Source organism: Actinomadura sp. NPDC048032, from assembly GCF_040653175.1.
Classification (GTDB): Bacteria; Actinomycetota; Actinomycetes; order Streptosporangiales; family Streptosporangiaceae; genus Spirillospora; species Spirillospora verrucosospora.
Genome location: NZ_JBEZJP010000123.1, coordinates 1 through 19,807, shown reverse-complemented (window position 1 = coordinate 19,807; position 19,807 = coordinate 1). Strand labels below are relative to the sequence as shown.

18 protein-coding genes are annotated in these 19,807 nt (G+C 73.2%); 7 read left to right on the top strand and 11 right to left on the bottom strand.

Annotation, left to right across the window (positions count from 1 at the left end):
* Nucleotides 1–62: 62 nt before the first annotated feature.
* Nucleotides 63–1,013 (bottom strand): alpha/beta hydrolase, encoded by a 951-nt coding sequence (locus AB0C69_RS18450; protein ID WP_360354836.1) that lies wholly within the window; start codon nucleotides 1,011–1,013, stop codon nucleotides 63–65.
* Between the two features lie 538 nt (nucleotides 1,014–1,551).
* Here AB0C69_RS18450 and AB0C69_RS18445 point away from each other — a divergent pair.
* The 4 genes from AB0C69_RS18445 to AB0C69_RS18430 are packed head-to-tail and all read left to right on the top strand — an operon-like array spanning nucleotide 1,552 to nucleotide 4,949.
* Nucleotides 1,552–2,196, top strand: a complete 645-nt coding sequence (locus tag AB0C69_RS18445; RefSeq protein WP_360354833.1) for an ABC transporter permease — start codon at nucleotides 1,552–1,554, stop codon at nucleotides 2,194–2,196.
* On the top strand, nucleotides 2,193–3,203 hold the full coding sequence (locus AB0C69_RS18440; RefSeq protein WP_345171946.1) for an ABC transporter ATP-binding protein: 1,011 nt from the start codon (nucleotides 2,193–2,195) through the stop codon (nucleotides 3,201–3,203). The genes AB0C69_RS18445 and AB0C69_RS18440 overlap by 4 nt, the downstream gene beginning before the upstream one ends.
* Nucleotides 3,200–3,973: an ABC transporter permease gene (locus AB0C69_RS18435; protein WP_360354830.1), complete on the top strand. Its 774-nt coding sequence runs from the start codon at nucleotides 3,200–3,202 to the stop codon at nucleotides 3,971–3,973. The genes AB0C69_RS18440 and AB0C69_RS18435 overlap by 4 nt, the downstream gene beginning before the upstream one ends.
* 19 nt (nucleotides 3,974–3,992) lie before the next feature.
* Nucleotides 3,993–4,949 (top strand): glycine betaine ABC transporter substrate-binding protein, encoded by a 957-nt coding sequence (locus AB0C69_RS18430; RefSeq protein WP_360354827.1) that lies wholly within the window; start codon nucleotides 3,993–3,995, stop codon nucleotides 4,947–4,949.
* Nucleotides 4,950–4,959: 10 nt separating this feature from the next.
* Here AB0C69_RS18430 and AB0C69_RS18425 read toward each other — a convergent pair whose 3' ends face one another.
* Together AB0C69_RS18425 and AB0C69_RS18420 are read right to left on the bottom strand one after the other, a co-directional pair.
* Nucleotides 4,960–5,475, bottom strand: a complete 516-nt coding sequence (locus AB0C69_RS18425) for a cupin domain-containing protein (RefSeq protein WP_345171952.1) — start codon at nucleotides 5,473–5,475, stop codon at nucleotides 4,960–4,962.
* Nucleotides 5,476–5,477: 2 nt separating this feature from the next.
* A complete protein-coding gene (locus tag AB0C69_RS18420) occupies nucleotides 5,478–6,878 on the bottom strand; it encodes a gluconate:H+ symporter (protein ID WP_360354825.1) in 1,401 nt (466 codons plus the stop codon).
* A 138-nt stretch (nucleotides 6,879–7,016) separates the two neighbouring features.
* Here AB0C69_RS18420 and AB0C69_RS18415 point away from each other — a divergent pair, with 138 nt between their 5' ends.
* Complete coding sequence (locus AB0C69_RS18415; RefSeq protein WP_345171956.1) at nucleotides 7,017–7,718, top strand: FCD domain-containing protein; 702 nt, start codon at nucleotides 7,017–7,019, stop codon at nucleotides 7,716–7,718.
* Nucleotides 7,719–7,722: 4 nt separating this feature from the next.
* On the opposite strand, the gene AB0C69_RS18410 is transcribed toward AB0C69_RS18415, so the two are convergent.
* Nucleotides 7,723–8,574 carry a DUF72 domain-containing protein gene (locus tag AB0C69_RS18410; RefSeq protein ID WP_360354822.1) on the bottom strand — a complete coding sequence of 284 codons (852 nt, stop codon included), beginning with the start codon at nucleotides 8,572–8,574 and terminating at the stop codon, nucleotides 7,723–7,725.
* Between the two features lie 436 nt (nucleotides 8,575–9,010).
* Between AB0C69_RS18410 and AB0C69_RS18405 the strand changes: the two genes are divergently transcribed.
* Together AB0C69_RS18405 and AB0C69_RS18400 are read left to right on the top strand one after the other, a co-directional pair.
* Entirely contained in the window at nucleotides 9,011–11,329 is a 2,319-nt protein-coding gene (locus tag AB0C69_RS18405; protein WP_360354819.1) for a LuxR C-terminal-related transcriptional regulator, read from the top strand.
* Nucleotides 11,330–11,347: 18 nt separating this feature from the next.
* Nucleotides 11,348–11,956: a restriction endonuclease gene (locus AB0C69_RS18400; RefSeq protein ID WP_360354816.1), complete on the top strand. Its 609-nt coding sequence runs from the start codon at nucleotides 11,348–11,350 to the stop codon at nucleotides 11,954–11,956.
* Between the two features lie 13 nt (nucleotides 11,957–11,969).
* On the opposite strand, the gene AB0C69_RS18395 is transcribed toward AB0C69_RS18400, so the two are convergent.
* From AB0C69_RS18395 to AB0C69_RS18365, 7 genes are all read right to left on the bottom strand, one after another.
* Nucleotides 11,970–15,644 (bottom strand): CHAT domain-containing protein, encoded by a 3,675-nt coding sequence (locus tag AB0C69_RS18395; protein ID WP_360354813.1) that lies wholly within the window; start codon nucleotides 15,642–15,644, stop codon nucleotides 11,970–11,972.
* Between the two features lie 71 nt (nucleotides 15,645–15,715).
* Entirely contained in the window at nucleotides 15,716–16,063 is a 348-nt protein-coding gene (locus tag AB0C69_RS18390; RefSeq protein ID WP_360354810.1) for a barstar family protein, read from the bottom strand.
* A gap of 15 nt (nucleotides 16,064–16,078) precedes the next feature.
* Nucleotides 16,079–16,489, bottom strand: coding sequence for a ribonuclease domain-containing protein (locus tag AB0C69_RS18385; RefSeq protein ID WP_345171970.1), 411 nt, complete (start codon nucleotides 16,487–16,489; stop codon nucleotides 16,079–16,081).
* Between the two features lie 217 nt (nucleotides 16,490–16,706).
* Nucleotides 16,707–17,117 carry a VOC family protein gene (locus AB0C69_RS18380; RefSeq protein WP_345171972.1) on the bottom strand — a complete coding sequence of 137 codons (411 nt, stop codon included), beginning with the start codon at nucleotides 17,115–17,117 and terminating at the stop codon, nucleotides 16,707–16,709.
* Between the two features lie 228 nt (nucleotides 17,118–17,345).
* The gene (locus AB0C69_RS18375; RefSeq protein WP_345171974.1) at nucleotides 17,346–18,218 is read right to left on the bottom strand and encodes an alpha/beta hydrolase; all 873 of its coding nucleotides are present in this window, start codon (nucleotides 18,216–18,218) and stop codon (nucleotides 17,346–17,348) included.
* A 5-nt stretch (nucleotides 18,219–18,223) separates the two neighbouring features.
* Entirely contained in the window at nucleotides 18,224–18,670 is a 447-nt protein-coding gene (locus tag AB0C69_RS18370) for a response regulator (protein WP_345171976.1), read from the bottom strand.
* Nucleotides 18,667–19,807 (bottom strand): ATP-binding protein (locus AB0C69_RS18365; RefSeq protein ID WP_360354806.1); only part of this gene is annotated, 1,141 nt, incomplete at its 5' end. The genes AB0C69_RS18365 and AB0C69_RS18370, both read right to left, overlap by 4 nt.

The window sequence follows — 19,807 nt, the reverse complement described above, 5'->3', positions numbered from 1 at the left end:
CACAATCCAAGCGAGCCAAGAGGCGGTGGTTTGTGAGGATGCGGTTTGGGGGCCTGCTGGGTTCACGGGGTGGGGTGGAGGGCGCGGTGGAGGACGGTGTTGCGGTCGGCGATCATGCGTTGGGTCACGGGGGCTTCTGTGATCATGGTGGAGCCGTGGAAGGTGCCGGGGTAGTGGTGCAGTTCCGTCGGGACGCCCGCCTGGATCAGCCTCTGCGCGTAGGCCAGGCCCTCGTCGCGTAGCGGGTCGAACTCGCACGTCGTGACGTAGGCGGGCGGTAGGCCGGAAAGGTCCTCGGCGCGGGCGGGGGCCGCGTACGGGGAGACGCCGTCGGTGCCGCGGACGCCCTTGCCCAGGTAGTAGTCCCAGCTCAGCTCGGCGTTGGAGCGGTGCCAGATCGGTGTGTCGGTGAAGGCGCGCATGGACGGGGTGTCGAGCCGGTCGTCCAGCTCCGGGACGCCGAGGAACTGGAAGCGCAGCGGTGGGCCGCCCCGGTCGCGGGCGAGGAGGGCGACGGCCGCGGACAGCCCGCCGCCCGCGCTCTCGCCGCCTACGGCCAGCCGGGCCGGGTCGATCCCGAGGTCGGCGGCGTTCGCCGCCGTCCAGGTGAGGGCGGCGTAGCAGTCTTCGAGCCCGGCCGGGAAGGGGTGTTCGGGAGCGAGGCGGTACTCGACGGACACCACCACGGCGCCGACCTCTATCGCGAGAGCGGTCGCGTCGTCAGAGGACAGGTCGATGCTGCCCAGGACGAATCCGCCCGGGTGGAGGTAGACGAGCCCCGGGAGGACTCCCGCCCGGTTCGCCGGCGCGTAGATGCGAAGCGGGACGGCCGGTGCGTTGGCTGGGCCGGGAATGGTGAGGTCGCGGGTCTCGACCGGTGCGGGAGGGGTGTATTCCGGCGTACCAGCGAACATGTCTTTCTCGTCCCGGCGGGTCTGCTCGATGTCGGCGATCGAGAGGCGCGGGACCCGCGCCATCCACGGGAGGAGGTCTGGATCGTAGGCGTAGGGCACCTCGGGCTCCTTTCGGCGTGACCAGTGTCGGACGGTTTGTGGCGCCTGCCCAGTTGTTGATCGCTCGTTGCGGGTGGTGGGCGTTGTGGGGTGGGGCGCCTGCCCGTTCGGTTCCGGTCTCGGGGCGGGTGTCGGACGGTTTGTGGGGCCTGCCCAGTTGTCGATCGCCTGTTGCGGGTGGAGGGCGTCGTGGGGTGGGGCGCCTGACCGTTCGGGGCTGGTCTTGGGGCCGGTGTCGGACGGTTCGTGGTGCTTGCCCAGTTGTTGTTCGCCTGTTGCGGGTGGGGGATGTTGTGGGGTGGGGTGCCTGCCCGTTCGGGGCTGGTGTCGGCGGGGTGCGGTGCGTGCCGTGAGGAGGCGTGGTGGGGGGCCTTCGTGGGCCTCTGGTGCGGCGGTGGGGACGCGTTCGAGCGTTCGGTCTCACCGATCCGTTATTGCCAGACTGATCATCCGTAGGCAGCCTCTGAGGTATGGGAGACGCGAACCCCACCGTCCTTGCCCGGGCTCCCGCCGCCGCGCGCGGTGACGGGAGGCGGCGATGAGCTTCTCCGAGTACCTGTCCGAACGCTGGCCCGAGATCGCCCGGATGATGGGCGAGCACGCCGAGGTCGTCCTGATCGCCGTCGCGATCGCGGCCGTGGTCGGGATCGGGCTCGGTGTCGTGGTCGAGGGGCGGCCGAGGGCGCGGGGACTGGCTCTCGGCGTCACCGGCACCATGCTGACCGTCCCGTCGCTCGCGCTGTTCGGGCTGCTCATCCCGGTGTTCGGGCTGGGGCTGGCCCCGACGATCACCGCGCTGGCGCTGTACGCGGTGTTCCCGATCCTGCGCAACACCATCACCGGCCTGGACGGTGTGCCGGGCGCGGTGGAGGAGGCGGCGCGGGGGATGGGGATGAGCCCGCTGAGCCGGATGGTGAGGGTCAGGCTGCCGCTGGCCTGGCCGGTCGTGCTCACCGGCGTCCGGGTCGCCACGATCATGACGGTGGCGATCGCGGCGATCGCCGCCGCCGTGGCCGGGCCCGGGCTGGGCGAGCTGATCTTCGGGGGGCTGTCGCGCATCGGCGGCGCCAACGCGCTGAACGACACCCTCGCCGGAACGCTCGGCGTCGCCGTCCTGGCGCTCGTCCTGGACGCGCTGTTCGTCCTGCTGTCCCGGCTCACCACCTCCAGGGGGCTGCGATGACCGAACCCGCCGCGACCGAGACCGCGCGGCCCGCCCCGGCCGGGCGGGAGATGATCCGGCTTGAGGGCGTCACCAAGCGGTATCCGGGGCAGGACGCCCCGGCCGTCGGCGACCTCACGCTCAGCGTCCGGGACGGGGAGATCGTCGTGCTGCTGGGCCCGTCGGGCTGCGGCAAGACGACCACGCTTCGTCTGATCAACCGGCTGATCGAACCGACCTCGGGCCGCATCCTGCTCGACGGGGAGGACGTCACCCGCGCCGACCCCGACCGGCTGCGCCGCCGCATCGGCTACGTGATCCAGCAGGTCGGGCTGTTCCCGCACATGACGATCGCCGCGAACGTCGGGCTCATCCCGCGGACGCTCGGCTGGGACGGCGGGCGCGTCCGCGCGCGCGTCGACGAGCTGCTCGACATGGTGGGGCTCGATCCCGGCACGTACCGCGGCCGGTATCCGAAGGAGCTGTCGGGCGGGCAGCAGCAGCGCGTCGGGGTGGCCCGCGCCCTTGCCGCCGACCCGCCCGCGATGCTGATGGACGAGCCGTTCGGCGCACTCGACCCCATCACGCGGGAGCGGCTGCAGGACGCGTTCCTGGAGCTCCAGGCCCGGATCGGCAAGACGATCGTGCTGGTCACCCACGATCTCACCGAGGCGCTGAAGCTCGGCGACCGGATCGCGATCCTCGGGCAGGGGGCGAGGCTCGTGCAGTACGACACGCCCGCGGCGATCCTCGCCGAGCCGGCCGACGGGTTCGTCGCGGAGTTCGTCGGGGCGGGCGCGGCGATGCGGCGGCTGCGGCTGGTCGAGGTCGGCTCGATCGGGTTGCTGCCCGCCGGGGAAGGCGCCCCGGCCGCGACCGTCCGCGCGGACCAGTCGCTGTACGAGGCCCTCGACGCGATGCTCCGCGCCGGGACGGAGACCGCCACCGTCCTGGACGAGGACGGGCGCGCCGCGGGCGCCGTCTCGTGGTCGGCGATCGTCCGGCAGAACTCGGAGCCGAGGCCGTGACCGTCACGGCGGTGCCGGAGCGGACGAGGCCCGGCGACGAGGCCGCCGGCCGCTCCCTCGCCGGGCTCCTCGCCACCCCCGTGTTCCTCGTCGCGGTGTCGGCGGCGCTCTACCTCTACGTGCGCGGCCTCGACCTCGACGCGATCGAGCGCAGGTCCCTCGACCGGTCCGAGATCACCCACCAGTTCCTCCAGCACGTCAGGCTGGTCGCGATGTCCACGGCGCTGGTCCTCGCGATCGCGGTCCCGCTCGGCGTGCTGCTGACGCGGCCGCGGCTGAGCCGGTTCTCGGCGCCGTTCCTCGCGCTCGCCAACGTGGGGCAGGCCGTCCCGTCGATCGGGGTGCTCGTGCTGCTCGCCGTCACGGTCGGCATCGGCTTCCAGAAGGCGGTGATCGCGCTCATCCTGGTGTCGGCCCTGCCGGTGCTGCGCAACACGATGGTCGGCCTGCGGGGTGTGGACCGGTCGCTCATCGAGGCGGGGCGCGGCATCGGCCTGTCCCGGGCGGCGGTCCTGTTCCGCGTCGAGCTGCCGCTCGCCGTCCCGGTGATCCTCGCCAGCGTCCGGGTCGCGGTGATCCTCAACGTGGGCAGCGCGACGCTGGCCGCGTTCACCAACGCCGGCGGGCTCGGCGACCTCATCAACACCGGCATCTCCCTCAACCGGACCCCGATCCTGCTCACCGGAAGCGTCCTGACCGCCGTGCTCGCGATGGCGGCCGACTGGCTGATCGGCATCGTCGAGTTCGTCCTGCGCCCCCGCGGCCTCTGAAACCCGAGGAGAAGTCACCATGCGCAAGCTCGCCGCCGCCGCGTCCCTCGCCACCGTCGCCCTGACCGCCGGCTGCTTCAGCTCCACCGGAACCGACGCCAAGGCCGGGAGCCTGGCCGAGGGCAACTCGCTGAAGGGCGTCACCCTCACGGTCGGGTCGAAGGAGTTCACCGAGCAGCTCGTGCTCTGCCAGGTCACCGCCCTCGCGCTGCGCTCGGCGGGCGCGACCGTGAAGGAGAAGTGCGGGCTCCAGGGCAGCAACACCACGCGGGCCGCGCTGACGTCCGGCAGCATCGACATGTATTGGGAGTACACGGGCACCGCCTGGGTCAACTACCTCAAGCAGACGGAGCCGATCGGCGACCCGGCCCGGCAGTACGCGGCCGTCGCGGAGCAGGACCTCGCGAAGAACAAGGTGAAGTGGCTGGCCGCGGCGCCCGCCAACAACACCTATGCCCTCGCGGTGAAGACGGCGACGATGCGCCGGCTCGGGATCGCGGACCTGTCGGGCTACGCGCGGCTGGCGAAGAGCGACCCGGCGAAGGCGTCCACGTGCGTGGCGAGCGAGTTCGCGGGACGCAGCGACGGGTGGCCCGGCCTGCAGAAGGCGTACGGGTTCAGCCTGCCGAAGGCGGACGTGGCGACGCTGGCCGAGGGCGCCATCTACGACGCCGTCGGAAAGGGCAAGCCGTGCGCCTTCGGGGAGGTCGCCACGACCGATGGGCGGATCAAGGCGCTCGGCCTGACCCCGGTTCCGGACGACAAGAAGTTCTTTCCCGTCTACAACCCCGCCCTGACCGTCCGGGAGACGGTCCACCGGGACGATCCCGCCATCGAGAAGATCGTGAACCCGATCGCGGCCGCGCTCACCGACGCGGTCCTGCAGGAGCTCAACGGCGAGGTCGACATCAAGGGCGAGCAGCCCGCGAAGGTCGCCGAGACGTGGCTGAAGTCCAAGGGCTTCATCGGCGGGTAGCCGCCCGGCGTCACACCATGTACTGGTCGTGGCGCCGGTACAGGTCCGTCCACTCCTCGTCGCTGAGCCGCCGGCCGGTCGCGGCGATCTCGGCGAGTTCCTCGAAGTAGGCCTCGCGCGGAGCGCCCGGGGTGAAGAGCAGGAGCATCGCCGCCGGCTCGCCCGACTCGTTGCGGAACCCGTGCACGCCGCCCTCGGGGACGAAGAGGAAGTCGCCGGCCGAGGTGTCCTTCCAGCCCGTCCCGTCGTGCAGCCGGACCGTTCCGGACAGGATGTAGAACGACTCGGTGATCGTCCGGTGGAAGTGCGGCATCGGGCCGGAGGGCTTCGGTCCCATCTCCCAGCGGTAGAGGCCGAACGCGCCGTTCGTGGAGCCGCCGGTGCCCAGGTAGTGGACGCGCGTCCCGCGGTGGACGCCGTCGCCGTCGACGGCGCCGATGAGCAGGTCGGGCGCCGCCCCGGCGGGGCGCAGCGTCCCGCTGCTCTCGCCGCCGTCCCCGAGATAGCGGGCGTCGGGATAGGTCATGGCTACACCACCAGGTTCAGCAGGAGGACGAACACGAGGCCGCACACCGAGATCACGGTCTCCATCAGCGACCACGTCCTGATGTTCTGCCCGACGCTGAGCCCGAAATACTCCTTCACCAGCCAGAAGCCCGCGTCGTTGACGTGGGAGAAGAACAGCGAGCCGGCCCCGATCGCGAGGACGAGCAGCGATGTCTCGCCGCTGTCGAGCGTGGTGGCCAGCGGTGCGAGGATCCCGGCCGCGGTGACCGTGGCCACGGTCGCCGAGCCGGTGGCGAGCCGGATGAGGACGGCGACCAGCCACGCCAGGAACAGCACCGAGAGGTCGCTGTCCTTGACCCAGTCGGCGACGAGGTCGCCGATGCCGGTGTCGACGAGCGTCTGCTTGAAGCCGCCGCCGGCGGCCACGATCAGCAGCGGGCCGGCGATGGGCGGCAGGGCGCCGGCCAGCGAGGAGGCGATCCCCTCCCGGTCCATGCCGGAGCCGCGGCCGAAGGTGAACATGGCGACGACGACCGCGATGATCAGCGCGACCAGCGGTGTGCCGAGGTTGTCCAGGACGGTGCGCACCCGGTCGCCCTCGTCCAGGGTGATGTCGGCGACGGCCTTGCCCAGCATCAGCACGACCGGGAGCAGCACGGTGAACAGGGTGACGGGGAAGGACGGGCGACGGCGCCGCTCGGCGTCCACGGCGGTGTGGTCGTCGGCGTCCCGCCCGTCCGCGGCCGTGACGTAGAGCTCCGGCGCGGGAACGTCCACCCAGCGGGAGGCGAACCGGGCGAACACCGGGCCGGACAGCGCGATGGTGGGGAGCGCGACGGCGATGCCGAGGGCGAGCGTGAGACCGAGGTCGGCCTTGAGGGAGTCGATCGCGACGAGGGGCCCCGGGTGCGGCGGGACCAGCCCGTGCATCGCCGACAGTCCCGCCAGCGCGGGGATCCCCACCGCGATGACGGACATCTGGGCGCGCCGCGCCACCAGCAGGATGACCGGCACCAGCAGGACGAGCCCGATCTCGAAGAACATCGGCAGCCCGATCAGCGCCCCCACGAGGGCCATGGCCCAGGGCAGGAACCGGCGCCCGGTGCGGCCGATGATCGTGTCGACGATCTGGTCGGCGCCGCCGGAGTCCGCGAGCAGCTTGCCGAACATCGCGCCGAAGGCGATCAGCGCGCCGACCCCGGCGGCGGTGTCGCCGAACCCCTTGGTGAAGGCGTCGATGGTGTCGGCCACCGGAAGCCCCGCGACGATCCCGACCAGGAGCGAGCCGAGCGTCAGGCTCAGGAACGGGTGCACCTTGAGATAAGTGATCAGTACGACGATCAGGGCGATGCCGGCGAGCGCGGCCGGCACGAGCCTCCCGCTCGACGCCGCCGGCGCCGCGGCCAGCACGATCGGGTGCATGCGTCATCCTCCTGGGAGCCGGAGTGAACGAGGGTGCTCGCCCGAGTGTGGCGGCTATAACCTGCCGTTAACAAGGGATAGCTCCGTAAAATCATATCTTTGTCAGAGGTTGTCCGGCTTCATGTGATGATTAGCGGCATGGTGGAGACCCCGTCGACGGGCCTGCACGGCAGCGTGCTCGACCGGCTCGGCATGCTGATCACGTCCGGCGCGCTGCCCGCGGGCGAGGTGCTGCGGATCGAGCAGCTGGAGGCGCGGTTCGCCGTCTCCCGGTCGGTGATCCGGGAGGCGATCCGCGTCCTGGAGTCCATGGGCATGGTCAGGAGCCGCCGGAGGGTCGGCGTCACGGTCGCCGACCGCTCGGGCTGGAACCTGTTCGATCCGCAGATCATCGGCTGGCGCCTCGACGGCGACGGCCGGGACGAGCAGCTGCGCTCGCTCGGCGAGCTGCGCCGCGGGCTGGAGCCGGTGGCCGCCGCGCTCGCCGCGCGGAACGCGACGCCGGCGCAGTGCGGCGCGCTGACCGGCGCGGTCATGGAGATGGCGGTGCACGGCAGGTCCGGCGACCTGGAGGCCTACCTGGCCGCGGACATCCGCTTCCACCGGACGCTCCTGGAGGCGTCCGGCAACGAGATGATGGGCGCGCTGAGCGGAGTGGTCGCCGCGGTCCTGGCCGGCCGCACCCACCACGACCTGATGCCCGCGCACCCCGAGCCGGCCGCGATCCGCTGGCACGCCGAGGTGGCGCAGGCGGTGCAGGCCGGCGACGCCGAGGCCGCCGAACGCGCCATGCGCGACATCGTCGAGGAGGCGACCCGGGCGATGCTGGAGCCCGGCTGACCGGTCAGAACAGCGTCGGCGGCTCCGCCGGGACGGGCTCGGGCAGCGGCTCCAAACCGGGCACGCGGGCCCTCACCTCGTCGTGGAAGCGGCGGGCGAGCGCGGGCGCGTCGGCGTTGTCGGGCGTGTGGACGAACACGGTCGGCGAGCGTCCCTCGGCAAGCCACCCCGCGACGCGGCCGACCCAGAACCGCCAGCCCTCGACGGTGCGCTCGGTGTCGTCCCGTCCCAGGTAGCGGACGATGGGACGCTCCGTGAGCGCCTCCGCCCTGCGCGGCACCCGCGGCTTCTTCGTCCAGGCGTCGCGTTCGGCGTCGCTGGTCGGGCGGCTCTGGAAGAACGCGGTCGTGTCGAACGGGACCCACTCGGCCCCGGCGCGGGACAGGACGCGCTCAAGGTCGCGCACGGCTCCCGCGTCCTCGAAGAACGCGCGGTGACGCACCTCGACGGCGTACCTGTGCGCCGTGGGCAGCCCGCGCAGGAACGCCGCCAGCGTTCCGAGGTCACCCGGGCCGAAGGAGCCGGGGAGCTGCACCCACAGCGCGTGCGCCCGCGGCCCGAGCGGCTCGATGGCGTGCAGGAACGCTTGCAGTTCCTCCCCGCCCCCGGCGAGCCGCCGCTCGTGTGTGATCGTCTTCGGGAGTTTGGTCACGAACCGGAAGCCGGGCCCGGTCTGCTCCGCCCACGACTCCACGGTGCTCCGCGCCGGCGTCGCGTAGAAGGTGGTGTTGCCTTCCACCGCGTTGCACCAGCTCGCATAGGCTCGCAGCCGCTCGCCCGGAGGCAGCGCCGACGGGACGAACCGCCCCTGCCACCGCGTGTGAGCCCACATCGCGCACCCCACGTGAAGCCGCATCCCCCGACGCTACCGGTGATCCGAGGGCCTCCGGTCCGGCCTGCGGGGCCTCGGGCGCGGACGCTCGTGGCGAGGAGGGGGCGCGTGCCGTGTTCCGGCGGCCGGGGGTCCCCCCCAGACCCTCGGCCGCCGGGCCGGCGAACCCGCATCGGAACGCCGGCGGACGGGATCCGGCCGCCGCGGAATCGCGGGAGCCGCGCTCACTGCTCCCGTCCCGCTGGGACGGGGTCCCCCCGCGAGGCGGACCTTCCCCCAGTCCGGCTGGGAACCATCCTGCCGGGCCGCCGGGGAGCGGGCATCGGTAGATACACCGATCCGTGTACCGATTCGCGGGCCGATCGGACTTTAGGAAAGTCGTAGCAGTGCGTATTGGTATGACTACAATTCAGGTCACCCCTGGAGCCGGCAACCCCGGCGATAGCTGACTGGAGACGCCGTGCCGCTGACCGCGACGCTGGAACGACAGACGGGACGACTGCCCGCGGAGCTCACCAGCTTCATCGGCCGGGAGGCGGAACTGGAGCAGGCGCGGCGGCTGATCGACGGCCACCGGCTGGTCACCTTGACCGGGTCGGGCGGCGTGGGCAAGACCAGGCTCGCGGTCCGGGCGGCCGACCTGGCGCGCGACGCCTTCCGCGACGGCGTGTTCTTCGTCTGCCTGTCGGGCCTGAGCGAGCCTTCCCTTCTCGCGCAGGCGATCTGCGAGGCGCTCGGGGTGGGGGAGCGCGGCGACGGGCCCGCTGACGCCCTGCTCGCCGACCATCTCGCCGACCTGCGGATCCTGCTCGTCCTCGACACGTGCGAGCACATGGTCGACGAGTGCGCGATGCTGTGCGAGGCGCTGCTGCGGTCGGCGCCGGAGCTGCGCGTCCTGGCGACCAGCCGGCAGTCGCTGGACGTCATGGGCGAGCACACGTTCACGGTTCCGCCGCTGGGCGGGCCGCGAGCCGCCCACGACGCCGGTGCGGACGGCCGGGAGTGCGACTCGGTCACCCTGTTCGCGGAGCGCGCGGCGGCGACCGTGGAGGGATGGACGCTCACGGGCGCGAACCGCGACGCCGTGGTGCGCCTGTGCACCCGCCTCGACGGCATCCCGCTCGCGATCGAGCTCGCCGCCGTCCAGCTGCGGGTGTTCTCACTGGACCAGGTGCTCGGCAGGCTCGGCACCCACCTGTTCCAGGCCCGGGGGCGGCGGACGGGCCTGCGGCGCCACCAGACCCTGCGGGCGACGGTCGACTGGAGCCACGCGCTCTGCTCGCCCGAGGAACGGCTCCTGTGGGCGCGGTTGTCGGTGTTCGCGGCCGACTTCGACCTGGCCGCCGCCGAGCACGTCTGCTCCGGGGACGGCTTGGACGCCGAGCACGTCGCCGAGGTGCTGACGGACCTCCTGGAGAAGTCCATCGTGCAGCGCGCCGACCGCGGCAGCCAGGTGCGCTACCGGATGCTCGACACGCTGCGGCAGTACGGCGCCGAGCGCCTCGCCGCGCTGGGAGGCGGCGAGGAGGGCCGGCTCCGGTCCCGCTGCTTCGGCTGGTACGCCGGACGGCTGGAACGCGCCCGCGAGGAGCTCACCGGCCCTGAGCAGGTCCGGTGGCTGGACTGGTTCGACCGCGAACGCGCCAACGTCCGCGACGCGCTGGGCAAGGTGCTCGCGACGGCCGACGCGGACGCGGTCCGCGGCGCCATGGAGACCCTCGGGCGCTTCTGGGTGCTGAAGGGCGTGCCGGGCGAGGGCCGCCACTGGATGGACCGGCTGCTCGCGACCCGCGACACGACGGGCCCCGGCTGGTCGGGACTGCTCACGATGGCGGCCCTGGCGAGCACGATGCAGAACGACCTCGCCGGGGGCGGCGAGCTGCTGGAACGGGCGCTGGCCCAGGCCCGGGCCGACGGCGATCGGGCGGCCGCCGCGGACGCCCGCACCGGCCAGGGGCTCCTCGCCCTGTTCGCGGGCGACTTCCCCCTGGCGCTGGAGCGGCTCGACAGAGCGGACGAGCTGTACCGGGAGACCGGGTACGACGACGTGCTCGGCCTGCTCGTCGAGATCTTCCGCGGCACGGCGCACCTGTTCGAGAACGACTTCTCCGCCGCCGTCGCGCACGCCGACCGGGCCGTCCGCGCGGGCGAGGAGCGCGGGGAGTTCTGGGTCCGCTCCTACGGGATGCTGGTGGGCGGGCTCAGCCTGTGGCTCGCCGGCGACCTGGACGGGGCGATGCGGCGGCTCCGCCGGTCGCTGCGGACCAAACGCGACCTCGGCGACCGGCTGGGCATCACGCTGGGCCTCGAAGCGATCGCCGGTTGCCTGTGCAGCGGGGGCGACCACGTCCGGGCCGCCCGGCTGCTCGGCGCCGCGGACCGGATGCGCGAGTCCACGCGGACGTCCTGGTTCGGCCCCTACCACGCCGTCCTCCGGGACGTGCACATCGACAAGACCGTGGAGGCCCTGGGCGAGGCGCGGTACCGCGCGGCGTTCGAGGAGGGCGAGCGGCTTCCCCTGACACGTGCGATCGCGGAGGCGCTGGACGAGCCGGTTCCCGGGGGCGAGGAAGGGGCGGACAGCGGCGGGTCCCCGCTCACCGAGCGGGAACGGCAGGTCGCGGAACTCGTGGCCGAGGGGCTGTCCAATCGCGGCATCGCCGAGCGCCTGACGATCGCGAAACGCACCGCCGACTCGCACGTCGAGCACATCCTCGCGAAGCTCGGCTACTCGTCCCGCACCCAGATCGCCGTGTGGGTCAGCGGGCGGGAGCGGTGAACTCGTAGGATCCGACCCGTGAGCGATCAGGAGGTCCGCGCGGCGCCGCCGTCCGGGGCCCGGACCGGCGTCACCCCCGCGGAGTTCGAGGAGTTCGTCGCCGATCGGCTCCTCGGGTCGGCCGCGCCGCACGTCAGCGGGCTGAGCGTCACGCTGCACGAGAAGGTGGCCGGCTCCGACGGGACCTACGACCTCGACGCGACCGTCCGCTACCGCTTCGCGGGCATGGACTTCCTCGTCGTGGTCGAGGCCAAGCACCACCGGAACCCGATCAAGCGGGAGCTGGTGCAGGTGCTTCACCAGAAGGTCCAGAGCGTCGGCGCGCACAAGGGCGTCATGGTGTCCACCGCCACGTACCAGAGCGGCGCCGTGGCCTTCGCGCGGGCGCACGGCATCGCCCTCGTGACGGTCACGGACGGCCGGTTCCTCTTCGAGACGAGGGACGTCGCGCCGACCGAGGGGCCCGCCGGTTCCGGCCCGCCGCCCTTCCTCGTCCACTGCCATGCCTTTCCCGGCGGGGGACCGGGCACCTCGCGGGTCGTGCTCATGGCGCCGGACGACGACGACTACCCGCGGCAGGCGGCGGAGATCCTGCTGGGCTGCCCGTTCGAGGGCCTCGCCCCGTAGCGCGGCGGGCCGGTCAGGCGCCTACGTGGACGTGCGACGCCCACACCGAGGGGTACTCCGGCCACCGGTCCCGCATCCGCCGGGTCGCGGCGTGGACCGCGCCGGCGACGTCGCCGCCGTCCGCGACGGCCGTGTAGACGAGGTCGGCGATCTCGACGGCGTGCCGGTCCCCGATCGGCCACAGGGTGCCGATCACATGCCGGTAGCCGGCGAGCTGGAACGCCGACGCCAGGTGGATCGCCTCGTCCGCGAGGCGCGCCCCCGGCCGGGCGGTCGAGCACGCCGACAGGAAGGCGAGTTCGGCGGCGTCCAAGCGGAGCCCGGCGAGGTCCGTCACCGTCAGCGGCCGGGTCTGGTGGTCGGCCAGCAGCAGGTGGCCGGACGACGGGTCGGCGAGGTCGCTGTGCCCGTGGCAGGCGAAATGCGCCCACCGGGCCTTGGGCAGAGCCGCGAGCACCGCCTCGTGGGTGGCGGCCGGCCCGGTGAGGACGTCGACCGGGCCCGGGAAGCGCCGGCCGACCAGCACCGCCTCGGCCTCCGCGCCCGGCAGGTCGGACCGGCCGCCGGGCGTGCCGGGCATCGCGATGGCGACCGCCCGGTCACCCTCGGTCGGCGCCGTGTCCGCCGCGTCGCGCCGCGCGTGGGCCAGGGCCCGGAGGGTCGGGGCCGTCGAGCACACGACGCGGTCGACGACCGTCGCCGGGGTCTCGCCGGCCGCGGTGCCGTGGTAACCCGCCGCGTGCACCGGGAGGAACGACAGCAGTCCTGACAGGCACCACCACAGCCTCGGCCACGGCGCGCCGTCCTGGGGCGGCCCGCCGATGCCGAGGTGGTCGAGCACCGGACCGGCCACCGCGTCCCACAGCCATTCGAGCGTCCGCGACATCCGGTGCTGCCCGGCCGCCCACGCTCTGGCGCTCCCCGCGCCGAGCTCCTCGACCGCGGCCAGGAACGCGCCGACCTCCGCCGTCACCGCGTCGGGGGTGAGCGCGGGCAGCGGCACGGCCGCGACGCCCGCGCCGGCGTCGAGGACCAGCGCGTGCGACCCGAAGTCCGACACGTTGACGATCACGACGTGGCCGCGGCCCGGTGCGAGGTCGCGGACGGCGGGCGGACGCAGGAAGCGGTCGAGGCCGGGCAGTTCCCGGATCTCCGCGACGAGCCGGTCGAACGCCGCGGCCGTGGCGCGGCGCTCCACCGACGGCTGGGGCGCCGGGTCGGCGCCGCTGCCGGGGACTCCCACCGGGGGCGCGGAACGGTCGAGTTCCGCGCAGAGGGAGGTGAACCGCCCGGCCAGATCCGGGTCGCGCTCGGCCAGCTCGGAGAGGTCGGTGCGGGTGTCGAGCGCCCGGCCGAGCAGCAGCCCGCGTCCCTGCTCGAACAGCGCGACTCCGTGCTCGACCTGCCCGGCGCGCACGCAGCAGGCGGCGGCGTCCGATCCGATCCCGCCCATGTCGCCGAGGATGATCTCCTGGTCGCGGCGTTCGAGGCCGCGCGGGACCGTCCGTCCGATCAGGTCGACGACCGTCGCGTAGGCGGACACGGCGTCCTCCCAACGTCCGGCCTCGGCGGCGAGCCTGGCCCGGCGGGCGGCCGCGACCGCGCGGACGCGGGGCGGAGCGGCCTCGGCCGCCGCTCCCTCCCGGCATGCCGCGAGCGCCTCGTCGAGGTCCGGTCCGGCGCCCGCGCGGGCGAACCGGGCGCCGAGCGCCTGGCCCAGGTTGGCCAGGTAGCCGGCGCGGTCGGGATGGTCGGGGTCGATGGCGTTGACCGCGGCGCGGGCGGCGCCGATCGCCGCGTCCACGTCCGCGGCCTCGCCGGTGCGCTCGAACCGCCGGTGCAGGACGAGCGCGCGGTTCGACAGCACCGCGGCACGGCGCGGGTGGCCCTCGGGGACGGCCGCCGCGGCGGACTGGGCGGTCTCGACCGCCTCGTCGATGTCGGCCCGCTCCCCGCTGATCGAGAACCGGGCCTGCAGGGCCGTGCCGAGGTTGGACAGGCGCACGCCCCGGCTGGAGTGCCCCGCCGGGGTGGCGAGGACCGCCTTCCGGCAGGCGTCGACCGCCTCGTCGATGTCCTCGCGGCGCCGCAGGGAGTCGAACCGGATCTGCAGCGCGCCGCCCAGGTTCGCCAGCATCGTCCCGCGGTCGGGGCTCGCGTCCGGCGAGGCGGCCACCGCCATCCGGAGCGCGTCGACCGCCTGGTCGAGGTCCGCCTGGGCGCCGGTGCCGCGGAACCGGGACAGCGAGGCCGCCCCGAGGTTGCCGAGGTAGGCCGCCAGGTGCGGGTGGCCGGGCGGCGCGGCGGCGACCGCGGCGCGCCCGGCCTCGACCGCGGCGTCGATGTCGGCCTCCTCTCCGGTGCGCTCGAACCGCACGCGGAGGATGTCGCACAGGTTCGACAGGCGCGAGGGCCGGTCGGGATCGTCCGGCGGGGTGGCGGCCGAGGCCCGCCGGGCGAGCGCGACCGCCTCGTCCAGTTCCCTCCGGCCGCCGGTGCGCCGGTGCAGCTCGCACAGCGCGTTGGCGAGATTGGACCGCCGTCCGCACAGATCCGGATCGTCGGCGGGGGTGGCCGCCACCGCGGCTCGTCCCGCCTCGACCGCGCCGGCCAGGTCGCGTTCGTCTCCGGTCTGGACGGACCGGATCCGCAGGACGTCACTGAGGTCGGACAGGTGGTCGGGACGTCCGGGGTCGTGCGGCTCGGCGACGGCCGCCGCCTCCCGATGGGCCTCGATCGCCTCGTCCAGGTCCGCCGGGTCCCCGGCGCGGTCGAACCGGGCCAGCAGCGCGTGACCGAGCTGCGACAGCTGCCCGGCGTGCGCGGGGTGGTCGGGGGCGGTGGTGATCACCGCGTCCCGCGCCAGGTCGATCAGCTCGTCCAGCTCGGTGACCCGGCGGGCCAGCGCCTCCCTCGTCCGCAGGGCGAGGTCGAGGTTGGAGGCCATGGCGGCGCGGTCGGGGTGGTCGGGCCAGCCGGTGACCGCGGCCTGCCCGGCCTCGATCGCGGCGTCGAGGTCCGCCTCGCCGCCGAGGTGCTCGAACCGGGTCAGCAGGGCGTTGCCGAGGTTGGACAGGGAGAGGGCGCGTTCGGGGTCGCCCGGCCCGGCGGCCTCCACCGCCGCCCGGCCGAAGGTGATCGACTCCTCCAGGTCGGACGGCGCGCCCGTCCGCTCGAAGCGGGTCAGCAGCGCGCTGCTGAGGTTGGTCCGGCAGCGGCCGTGCTCGGCGTGGCCCGGCCCGGTGGCGTCGGCCGCCAGCCGGAACAGCTCGACGGCGCGGTCCAGGAGGCCGGGGTCCTGCGAGGCGAGCGTGTCCCGGTAGAGCATCCGGCCGAGGCGGGCCAGCAGCCCGCCGCCGTCCGGGGCGTCCGGGGGATCGCGGTCGAACAGCTCGCCGATCAACGGGGGGACCGCGGCCGGAACCAGCCGGTGCACCGGATTGAGGAGGTCCAGGGCGACGGCGAGGTCCGGTTCGCCCTCGGTCGAGCCGCGGGCGGCGAAGCGCAGCCAGAACAGCCAGCCCGCCGCCTGGGCGACCTCGACGTCGTCCACCGGGTCCGGGACCGAGCAGATCAGGTCCACCGCGTCGGCGACGGCCCGAGGGGCCAGGACCAGGGTCGCATCACGCTCGCCGTTGAACCGGTCGACCCGATCCCGCACCTGTGCGAGCAGACGCGTTCGCACCACCGACGCTCCAACCATTCCGACAGCGGGGAAGAGCAGCAGTGAGGAACCATAGCCGTTCGGCGGCGGGGAGTTCAGGGGAGTGCGGCGGCCAGTCGGGTGCGCAGGACGGGCATGCGCTCCGGGGCGGCGGCGAGGGTCGTGGGAACCTCCCACTCGGCCAGGATCCTGAGGAGGATCGCGAGGTGCCGCGGGTCCTCGTCCGCCAGGAGTTCGTCGGCGCGGGCCACGGTGAGGGCGGGCCGGTCGAGGTCGCGCAGGCAGTCAAGGAACGCGTCCCAGTTGTGGCCGAAGTAGTCAGGGAAGGCCAGGGCCCGCGCCGCCTCCCGGAAGAAGGCGGCGCGGGTGCGGCACGCGTGCCCGTCGACGGCCGCGCGCACCGGATCGCTGGTCAGCGTCAGCCAGTGCGGCGGCGTGGTCATCGGACGGGTCCCTTCCTAGGAGAGCTTGTAGAAGTTGGAGTAGTGGTCCGGCGAGAAGTAGACGGTGCCGGTGCTGCTGTGGACGATCCGGTAGGCGTCGCGCGAGGCGCCCTTCGCCCGCGAGTAGACGTCGTACTCGTGGTAGGACACGCCGGCCGGGAGCTGGCCGTCGTAGTTGTGGTAGACGCCGCCGGTGTAGTTGTACCGGCCGTCAGGCCAGGAGTACCAGCCCGAGCTGGACGGCCAGCCCTTGCCGGCCCACACCGAGGCGGCGTACCGGCCGTCGGAGCAGCGGGAGATCGTGCAGGAGCCGTAGACCGCGGCGCCTGCCGGGACGGTGGCGGTGACGCCCGTCGCGCATGTCGCGGCCGCCAGGGTGACGGCGGCTCGTTTCGTCCAGGACGGCCGGGAGCGCTGCCTGAGCACAGGTACCTCCTACGAACGAGTGCGTCCCGAAGGGGACGTTTCCCCCGGATCCGGACCGCGCCCGGATCGAGGGCGACCAGCCGTCATGATGACCTTGCGGAGGGGCGTAGTCGATACAAAGCCGCCAAGTTTCTATGAACAGGATCTGACGCCACGACTGGGACTTAGTGCCATTGACCGGACGGCGCGCCAGGCCGAGGCCGCGGTTCGCCAGGGGTCAGCGCCGCTCCTGGATGCGGATCAGGTTCCCCGCGGGATCGCGGAACGCGCAGTCGCGCACCCCGTACGGCTGCTCGATCGGCTCCTGGACGACCTCGGCCCCCGCGGCCTGCACCCTGTCGAAGGTGTCGTCGAGGTCGGGGGAGGCGAGCAGGATCCAGCCGTAGGTCCCCTTGGCCATCATCTCGGCGATGGTGCGGCGCTCGTCGTCGGTGATGCCGGGATCGGTGGTCGGCGGCGCGAGCAGGATCGAGGTGTCGGGCTGCTTGGGCGGCCCCACCGTGATCCAGCGCATCCTGCCGCCGCCGACGTCGTTGCGGACCTCGAAGCCGAGCGCGTCGCGGTAGAAGGCCAGCGAGGCGTCCGGGTCGTCGTGCGGGAGGAAGCTCGTGTGAATGGTGATGTCCATGCCGGTCACGCTAGCCGCGGCTTCTTCACCCGCGCTTCTCGATTCCTGACCGGTCTCGCCCAAGGGCCGCAAGGGCATCGCAATGCGCCGGCGGCGGAGATCCCGCGTCGGAGGGCGATCGCCCTGATCTTTGCGCTAGGCAGTAATCCGTCGCACCCGGACCATCCGGTCGCCCGGGCTCACGCGGCATGCCGGGCGTCTCCCTGGCGGCGGGGTCTCCGTCCGGCCCTAGCGGGCGTGGCGGTCGAGGAAGGCGCCGATCGCGCCGGCCACGGGCCCGGGGGCCTCCTCGGCCATGTGGTGGCCGGAGTCGATGGGACCGCCGCGGACGTCGTCGGCCCACGCCCGCCAGATCCGCACCGGATCGCCGTAGATCTCCTCCAGGTCGTCGCGGGCCGACCACAGCACCAGCACCGGGCACTGGACGCGGCGACCGGCACGGCGGTCGTCCTCGTCGTGCCTCCGGTCGATGCCCAGTCCGGCCCGGTACTCCTCCAGCATGCCGTGCACGGTCGCCGGGTCGTGGATCGCCTCGCGGAAGTCGGCCCACGCCTCGGGGGCCATGTGCTCGCCGGTCGCGGTGTACCAGGCGTCGGGGTCGGCGCTGATGATCCGCTCCGCCGGTTTGTCCGTCTGCCCGAAGAACCACCAGTGCCACCACCGGGCCGCGAAACGGGCGTCGCAGCGCTCCAGGTGCTCGACCACCGGCAGCCCGTCCATGGGGATCAGCGCGGTGACGGCGGCGGGATGGTCCATCGCCGTCCGGAACGCCACGAGGGCCCCGCGGTCATGCCCCGCGACGGCGAACGACCCGTGGCCGAGGGCCCGCATGAGGGCGACCATGTCCCCGGCCATCGCGCGCTTGGAGTACGGCGCGTGGTCGGCGTCGGTCGGCGGCTTGGACGACTTCCCGTATCCCCGCAGGTCCGGGCACACCACAGTGAACCGGTCCGCGAGGAGCGGCGCGACCTTGTGCCAGGTGGCGTGCGTCCGGGGATGGCCGTGCAGCAGCAGGAGGGCCGGTCCCGTCCCACCGTGCCGCACTCGCAGGGTGGCGTCGCCGACGTCTACCCGGTCCAGGGTGAAGCCGTCGAAGTACACGGGGGTCAGTGGCGGGTGGGGAGGCGGACGACGGTGACGAAGAAGTCGTCGATCTGCCGTATGGCCTTGATGAACTGGTCGAAGTCGACGGGCTTGGTGACGTAGGCGTTGGCGTGCAGCTTGTAGCTGCGCAGGATGTCCTCCTCCGCCGACGACGTGGTCAGCACCACCACCGGGATGGAGGCCAGCTCCGGGTCGGACTTGATCTCTTCGAGGACCTCGCGGCCGTCGCGCTTGGGCAGGTTCAGGTCGAGGAGGACCAGGTCGGGACGGGGCGCGTCGGCGTGCTCCCCCCGCTTGTAGAGGAAGTCCAGGGCCTCCGCGCCGTCGCGGACGACCTGCAGGGTGTTGCCGACCTTGTTGTGCTCGAAGGCCTCACGGGTCATCAGCTCGTCGCCGGGGTCGTCTTCGACCAGCAGGACGGTGATGGGTTGGACGGCGGTGCTGGTCACGAACTGGCTCCTTGGAGGTCGGTGGTCGGGGAGGGAACGTCGGCGTCGGGCGTGCCGCCCGCGGACGCGCCGGCGCCGTCCGCGGTCCGGCCGTCGGGGGCGTCGTCGGAGGCCTCCGCGCCGGAGGGCGCGGCGGGCGGGTCGTCGGCCGCGAGGGTGAAGTGGAACCGGGAGCCCTCCTCGCGGTCGGGGTCGAGCCAGATCCGGCCGCCGTGGTATTCGACGATCTTCTTGCACAGCGCCAGGCCGATGCCGGTGCCGGCGTAGGCGTCGCGGCTGTGCAGCCGCTGGAAGATGACGAAGATCTTGTCGGCGTACTCGGCGGGGATGCCGATCCCGTTGTCGGTGACGGTCAGGTGCCAGTGCCCGTCCTCCCGCTCGCAGGTGACGCGGACGACCGCCTCGCGGTCGGGGGAGCGGAACTTGACCGCGTTGCCGATCAGGTTCTGCCACAGCATCACCATGAGCGTGGGGTCCGCGGTGAGCTCGGGGAGGTCGTCGGGCCTCTCGACGCGGGCGCCGGACTCCGTGAGGGGGCCGTCGAGGTTGGCCAGCGCCTCGTCGAGCGGCTCGCCCAGCGAGAGCGTTCGCTGGTGCTGGTGCAGGCGGCCGACCCGGGAGAAGGTCAGCAGGTCGTTGATCAGCACCTGCATGCGCTTGGCGCCGTCCACCGCGAAGGCGATGTACTGGCGGCCGCGGTCGTCGAGCTGGTCGGAGCAGCGGCGCTCCAGCATCTGGCAGAACGAGGCGACCTTGCGCAGCGGCTCCTGCAGGTCGTGGCTGGCGACGTAGGCGAACTGCTCCAGCTCGGCGTTGGAGCGGCGCAGTTCCACGGTCTGCGCGTCCAGCTCCGCGGTGCGGCTCTGGAGCAGGCGCTCGCGTTCGGTGGACTGTTCCAGAGCCATCGTGATCCGGCCGCGCATCGCCTCCACGGCGAGGGCCACGTCGCGGACGTCGGCGGGGCCGTGTGCGCCGATGACATGGGTGAAGTCGCCGTCGGCGACCCGGCGTGAGGCGGAGCGGAGCATGCGCAGCGGCCGGTCCACGGCGTGGTGCAGCAGGATGGCCAGCAGCGCCGCGGTCGCCAGCAGCGCGATGAACAGGGTGGTCAGCGTCCAGTCCCGCATCGTGCGGGTG